This is a genomic window from Roseateles sp. (assembly GCF_049240545.1).
In the GTDB taxonomy this organism is placed as follows: domain Bacteria; phylum Pseudomonadota; class Gammaproteobacteria; order Burkholderiales; family Burkholderiaceae_C; genus Paucibacter_A.
This window is the reverse complement of the sequence record NZ_JBMLSK010000329.1, coordinates 1-4,505: the sequence shown is the minus strand read 5'-3', so window position 1 is coordinate 4,505 and position 4,505 is coordinate 1. Positions and strand designations below refer to the sequence as shown.

Annotated in this window: 10 protein-coding genes; 5 read left to right on the top strand and 5 right to left on the bottom strand. The window is 68.3% G+C overall.

Translation table 11 applies throughout. The features are described from left to right. Positions 1-81 precede the first annotated feature (81 nt). Genes ACOVRJ_RS20380 through ACOVRJ_RS20365 form a run of 4 tightly spaced genes read right to left on the bottom strand, consistent with a single transcriptional unit; the run spans position 82 to position 1,116 of the window. Positions 82-399 carry a hypothetical protein gene (locus tag ACOVRJ_RS20380; protein ID WP_422045652.1) on the bottom strand — a complete coding sequence of 106 codons (318 nt, stop codon included), beginning with the start codon at positions 397-399 and terminating at the stop codon, positions 82-84. Further along, positions 396-731, bottom strand: a complete 336-nt coding sequence (locus ACOVRJ_RS20375) for a hypothetical protein (RefSeq protein WP_422045651.1) — start codon at positions 729-731, stop codon at positions 396-398. Before ACOVRJ_RS20375 ends, ACOVRJ_RS20380 begins: the two co-directional genes overlap by 4 nt. Further along, positions 728-976 carry a hypothetical protein gene (locus tag ACOVRJ_RS20370; RefSeq protein ID WP_422045650.1) on the bottom strand — a complete coding sequence of 83 codons (249 nt, stop codon included), beginning with the start codon at positions 974-976 and terminating at the stop codon, positions 728-730. Before ACOVRJ_RS20370 ends, ACOVRJ_RS20375 begins: the two co-directional genes overlap by 4 nt. After that, the gene (locus ACOVRJ_RS20365; RefSeq protein WP_422045649.1) at positions 976-1,116 is read right to left on the bottom strand and encodes a hypothetical protein; all 141 of its coding nucleotides are present in this window, start codon (positions 1,114-1,116) and stop codon (positions 976-978) included. The genes ACOVRJ_RS20370 and ACOVRJ_RS20365 overlap by 1 nt, the downstream gene beginning before the upstream one ends. Before the next feature lie 153 nt (positions 1,117-1,269). On the opposite strand from ACOVRJ_RS20365, the gene ACOVRJ_RS20360 reads away from it, so the two are divergent. Next, the gene (locus ACOVRJ_RS20360; RefSeq protein WP_422045648.1) at positions 1,270-1,599 is read left to right on the top strand and encodes a superinfection immunity protein; all 330 of its coding nucleotides are present in this window, start codon (positions 1,270-1,272) and stop codon (positions 1,597-1,599) included. A 22-nt stretch (positions 1,600-1,621) separates the two neighbouring features. Here ACOVRJ_RS20360 and ACOVRJ_RS20355 read toward each other — a convergent pair whose 3' ends face one another. Then, the gene (locus ACOVRJ_RS20355) at positions 1,622-2,275 is read right to left on the bottom strand and encodes a hypothetical protein (protein ID WP_422045647.1); all 654 of its coding nucleotides are present in this window, start codon (positions 2,273-2,275) and stop codon (positions 1,622-1,624) included. Positions 2,276-2,355: 80 nt separating this feature from the next. Between ACOVRJ_RS20355 and ACOVRJ_RS20350 the strand changes: the two genes are divergently transcribed. The 4 genes from ACOVRJ_RS20350 to ACOVRJ_RS20335 all read left to right on the top strand — a co-directional run. Beyond that, the gene (locus ACOVRJ_RS20350; RefSeq protein WP_422045646.1) at positions 2,356-2,562 is read left to right on the top strand and encodes a hypothetical protein; all 207 of its coding nucleotides are present in this window, start codon (positions 2,356-2,358) and stop codon (positions 2,560-2,562) included. A 197-nt stretch (positions 2,563-2,759) separates the two neighbouring features. Next, positions 2,760-3,209, top strand: coding sequence for a phage regulatory CII family protein (locus tag ACOVRJ_RS20345; protein ID WP_422045645.1), 450 nt, complete (start codon positions 2,760-2,762; stop codon positions 3,207-3,209). A 13-nt stretch (positions 3,210-3,222) separates the two neighbouring features. Then, on the top strand, positions 3,223-4,311 hold the full coding sequence (locus tag ACOVRJ_RS20340; RefSeq protein ID WP_422045644.1) for a PriCT-2 domain-containing protein: 1,089 nt from the start codon (positions 3,223-3,225) through the stop codon (positions 4,309-4,311). Continuing rightward, a partial coding sequence (locus ACOVRJ_RS20335; protein ID WP_422045643.1) for a hypothetical protein occupies positions 4,304-4,505 on the top strand: 202 nt, incomplete at its 3' end. The genes ACOVRJ_RS20340 and ACOVRJ_RS20335, both read left to right, overlap by 8 nt.

Sequence of the window (4,505 nt, the reverse complement as noted above, 5' to 3'; positions counted from 1 at the left end):
GGGCGATGCAGGGCAGGGTGATGCTGCCAGGGCTGGGCTGCGTGAGGTGCAGCTCATGGCCCAGGCTGGTGGTGATAAAGCTCATGCGGCGGCCTCTAGGCTGTTGTGGTGGGCCTCGGCGTGGTCGACGCCGGCCAGCAGCAGGTGCTGGCGCTTTGCGTCAAATGACCAGCCGCTGGCGTGGACGGTGGCGCGCATGCCTGGCCTGAATTGGCGGGCGATGCGCTCGGCCACCAAGTGGGCGGCGGCGGTGTCGGCCCACACGCGGCGGGCCAGCGTGGGCAGGCTGCTGCCGGGCTGGGTGAGCACGAGGTCATGCACGGCGCGGTGGGTTTTGGGCTCGGTGTAATACCGGCTTGCGGCCACCAGGCCGGTGAGGCGCAAGGCGGCGGCGCTCATGCGCGAGCCTCGGCGGCGTGGATGCGAGCGAGCAAGGCCACGCGGCGCTGGGTGATGTCGAGCAGCTCCAGGCGGCGCATCTGCAGCGTGGCCTGGGCGAGCTTGGCGGCTGTGTCCTCGCCTGGCAGAAACTGGGCGGCCATCAGGTCGCTGATCTCGTCAAACACGGCGGCGTGCTCGGCGTCGAGGCCGGCGAGTTCTTCGCGCAGCTGGCGCAGTGCCCACCAGCGGCGCAGGCGGGCTGCCAGGCTGGGGCGCGTCTTGATGACGGCAGGGCTGGGTGCGCAGCTGCAATCGCGGCCCTGGCGGCAGTTTTGGGTGCAGGCGTTCATTTAGGCACCCCCACCAGCGTGCCAAAGTCATCGGTCACGGCGACGAAGCTCTGGCCGCCGAAAATCTCGCCGAATGGAAACATCCAGTCGCCATAGGGTTCGGCGTTTGGTAGGTGAAACGAAACGGTCCAGCGGCCCATCTCGCGCCAGTCAAATCGGCGCCAGGCGCACCAGCTGCCGGCGTATATCCCGCCCGATGTTCCGGGGTCGGCGTCGGCGTCCACGAAATCAAACGCATGGGGCATCACAGCACCCCCACGCCCATGGCCCACTGCGCCAGGCACTCAGCCAGGGCGGCGCCAATGAAGACGGCGAGCGCGACGCTCAGGGCGCGCTCGGTGCGCGGGCTCAGTTCTTTGGGTGGTTTGTAGTGCTGGCGGTGCATCTGCGGCTCCATCGGGTTGATGGGCGCAGTCTACCGAAAACGGTATTTGTAGCGCAACCGAAATCGGTAGTTATGGGGTAACTACTGAGTTCGGATGTGTAACGAGCGGGCTGTTGGCGCTGGCAGACTGCCGCAAACAACAGGGGAGCGGCGATGTCGGTGTGGAATGTTGGCGGTTTGTGGTTGTTCTTTTTGGTGCTGGTGTACACCTTGCCGCTGTTGGTGGCTTGGCTGCGCAAGCATCACAACGCAGACGCCATTGGGGTGTTGAACCTGCTGTTAGGTTGGACGCTGATCGGCTGGGTGGTAAGCCTGGTCTGGGCGCTGACCGAGGTCAAGAAGAAGGGCGACGCAGCACCTGCCGCCGCTCCGGCCTTGCCCGAGGCGGCGACGAAGCAGTGCCCGTTTTGTGCTGAGCGCATCCTGGCCGCAGCGGTGCTGTGCAAGCACTGCGGTTCGAAGCTGGTAGAGCCGGGCGCCTGACCCAGCCGCGCGGCGCGCCAGCTCAGAAGAACATCGGGCCCGTCGTCTCGATGGCGGTCATGACCGCCAGGCGCTTGACGCCGGCGCCGCCGCTCTTGAATTCGGTGTAAACCGGACTGGTGGCCGCAGCGCGCCAGTCGTGCTCGGCGTCTTGCATGTGCACCCGTGCGTGCACTTTGCCCTTGGCGTCGCGCAGCAGCACGACCTGGCCCCACACGGGCTCGATGCCCTGCGTGAAACGCACCACGGTGCCCTTGGGCAGCTTCGGCGCCAGCGCGTCGTCGGTCAATGCAATCCAGAAAGCAGCGGGCAGATCTTTTGTCTGCATCAGTTCCTCCCATTTGAGGGTGGGAACTGTCTCAGCTTGGTAGCTCACCCCATGAGCCTGGGGCTTGTCTGGAAGCGCCGAGTAGCGCCGGAAAGGCTCGCCAGTTTGGTGCTTGCCCTGGCTGGGTTCGATCAGCTCGGCCGGGGTGCAGCTCAAGGCCGTGGCGATGCTTTTGATGCTGGCGTAGCGGGGCTCGCCTTCGTGGCGCTGGATCCGCTGCAGCGTGCCGCGGCCAATGTGAGGACGGAGTGCCTCATAGGCTCTGTCGAGAGTGCCCGGCGTCTCAGGGTCGAGCTCAAGCCGACGGCAAATGTTGAGCCACAGAGGGCTATGGGCATTCGCTGACATGCCGGCAGTGTGCTGCTCGGCTGTCTCTCCGTGTATCGAATCCGGTTGCGCAATCCCTACCGATAGCGGTAGAGTTGGGCATGGAAAACGAAATCCCGTCAACCGACCAACTGCGCCAGAGGCTGCTGAAGCTCTCATGGGCGCAGGTCCGCGAGATCTGCAAGCGCACCGGCGTGCCGGTGACCACGGTTTGGAAGGTGCGATCGGGCGAAACGGTCAACCCAGGCATTGAGACGGTGCGCGCCATCTGGCCCGACCTTCCCGCCCTTGAGAAAGAGGCGGCCTGACCCATGGGGTGCCCTGGGCATCGTCAGCGTTTGGCGACGGTCAGCGATGCCCAGGGTGTTTGCAAGTCGCGCCACGTGGGGGCTGCTTTCAGCCTTGGCCCAGATCAGGCCGGCGCGCGTTTTTTGAATGTCTCCCATGGCGGCAGTTTCGGCAAGGCCGAGCTGGCGCGCCATGGCAACCGAGCAGGGTGAGTGCCATGAATGTGCTGACGGCCGCGTACAACGTGGTGAGCGACTACCGAGGCGGGGCCGCGGCCCTGGCCCCCCTGTTGGGCAAGAGCGGCAGCACGCTGAGCCATGAGGTGAGCCCCAACTGCGCGCACGCCAAGCTGGGCCTGCTGGACGCGGTCAAGATCACCGCCTTCTCCGGTGACTGGCGCATCCTGCAGGCGTTCGCCGCTGAGGTGGGCGCGCTGGTGGTGCCCATCCATAGCAACGCGGGCGGCGAGGCCGACACGCTGGCGGCGCTGGCCAAGCTGGCGCAAGAGTTCGCCGAGCTGGTGAGCGCCACGGGCGAGGCCATGGCCGATGGCCAGGTGACCGACAACGAGCTGGCGCGCATGGAGCGCAAGACGGGCGAGCTGGTGCAGGCGGCGCAGCGGGTGCTGGGCCTGGCCCGCGCCCGCAACGAGGCAGGCAGGGCCTGACGTGGGCGCGGCGATGCAGCAGGCGCGTGAGCCTTTGGACATGAGCACGGCGGCGCGCATGCTGCAGTATGTGGACGCGCACGACCGCGACACCTGGGTGCAGGTGGGCAAGGCCCTGGCGGCTGAGTTTGGCGACCAGGGTGCCGAGCTGTTCCGCGATTGGAGCGCCCGCGCTGAGAATTTCGAGGAGCGGGCCTGCCGCGACACCTGGCGCAGCTGCCTGCGCAAGCCGGGCCGCTACACCGCCGGCACGCTGGTGGCGCTGGCCCTGCGCGGCGGGTTCAAGTTTGAGAGCGTGCGCGCCCCCGTGACCGCCGAGGAGCGGGCGCGTGAGGCGGCTCTGCGTGAGCGTGTGCGCCTGGCGCGTGAGCGCGAGGCCGAGCAGCGCGAGGTGGACGCCGTGAGCGCCCAGGCGCGGGCCCGCCAGCAGTGGCGCCTGGCCAGCCGAGAGGGCGCGAGCGTGTACGCCGAGCGCAAGGGCATCAAGCAGCCCGAGGGGTGCAAGTTCGCCGCCAACGGCTCGCTGCTGGTGCCGATGCTGCGCCCCGACCTGCCCCCCGAGCACGCGCTGCGCGGCCTGCAGTCGATCAGCCCGGACGGCACCAAGCGTTTCACGAAGGGCATGGACAAGCTGGGCACGTGCTGCCGGCTCGGCCCGGTGGCGGCGGCTGGCGCGGCCTTTTTGCTGTGCGAGGGGTGGGCCACGGGCGGCAGCATCCGCGCCGCACTGCGCCACCTGGGCCGGCCGCTGCCGGTCATCGTGTGCTTTGACGCGGGCAACCTGCGCGAGGTGAGCGCACTGTTGGGGCGCATGCACCCGGCCAGCCCGCAGGTGCTGTGCGCCGACGACGACTGGCAGACCACCGACAAGGACGGCCGGCCTTTGAACCCTGGCCGCGTGGCCGCTGCCGAGGCGCTGCGCGAGCTGCTGGATGCAGGCGTGCCCGCGGTGCGCTGCCACCCCGTGTGGCGCGGCGTGCGCCAGGACGGCTGGACCGACTTCAACGACTTGCACCTGAGCCTGGGCGTGGCCGAGGTGGCGCAGCAGCTTGGGCTGGCGCTTGAGGTGCTGCAACAACTGAGGGACGCGCGCCGTGTCTGACGCCCTGCGAGCCATCTATCCCATGACCGATGCCACCCTGCCACCTGAGCCCCCAGCCCCCGGCGACGATGACGCGGCTGCCGCACGCGGGGGGGTGGGGGAGACGCCCAAGACCAAGGCCCCGCGCAAGACGCAGGCCAAGCGCAAGCCCCCGGTCGACACGGGCGTGCTGCAGCGGCTGTTCAACGACTTCG

What these genes read in the sequence shown, in the direction of transcription:
- ACOVRJ_RS20375 (WP_422045651.1), bottom strand. Translation starts at nt 731, where the DNA reads ATGAACGCCTGCACCCAAAACTGCCGCCAGGGCCGCGATTGCAGCTGC.
- ACOVRJ_RS20360 (WP_422045648.1), top strand. Translation starts at nt 1,270, where the DNA reads ATGTCGGTGTGGAATGTTGGCGGTTTGTGGTTGTTCTTTTTGGTGCTG.
- ACOVRJ_RS20345 (WP_422045645.1), top strand. Translation starts at nt 2,760, where the DNA reads ATGAATGTGCTGACGGCCGCGTACAACGTGGTGAGCGACTACCGAGGC.
- ACOVRJ_RS20380 (WP_422045652.1), bottom strand. Translation starts at nt 399, where the DNA reads ATGAGCGCCGCCGCCTTGCGCCTCACCGGCCTGGTGGCCGCAAGCCGG.
- ACOVRJ_RS20355 (WP_422045647.1), bottom strand. Translation starts at nt 2,275, where the DNA reads ATGTCAGCGAATGCCCATAGCCCTCTGTGGCTCAACATTTGCCGTCGG.
- ACOVRJ_RS20350 (WP_422045646.1), top strand. Translation starts at nt 2,356, where the DNA reads ATGGAAAACGAAATCCCGTCAACCGACCAACTGCGCCAGAGGCTGCTG.
- ACOVRJ_RS20340 (WP_422045644.1), top strand. Translation starts at nt 3,223, where the DNA reads ATGCAGCAGGCGCGTGAGCCTTTGGACATGAGCACGGCGGCGCGCATG.
- ACOVRJ_RS20370 (WP_422045650.1), bottom strand. Translation starts at nt 976, where the DNA reads ATGCCCCATGCGTTTGATTTCGTGGACGCCGACGCCGACCCCGGAACA.
- ACOVRJ_RS20365 (WP_422045649.1), bottom strand. Translation starts at nt 1,116, where the DNA reads ATGCACCGCCAGCACTACAAACCACCCAAAGAACTGAGCCCGCGCACC.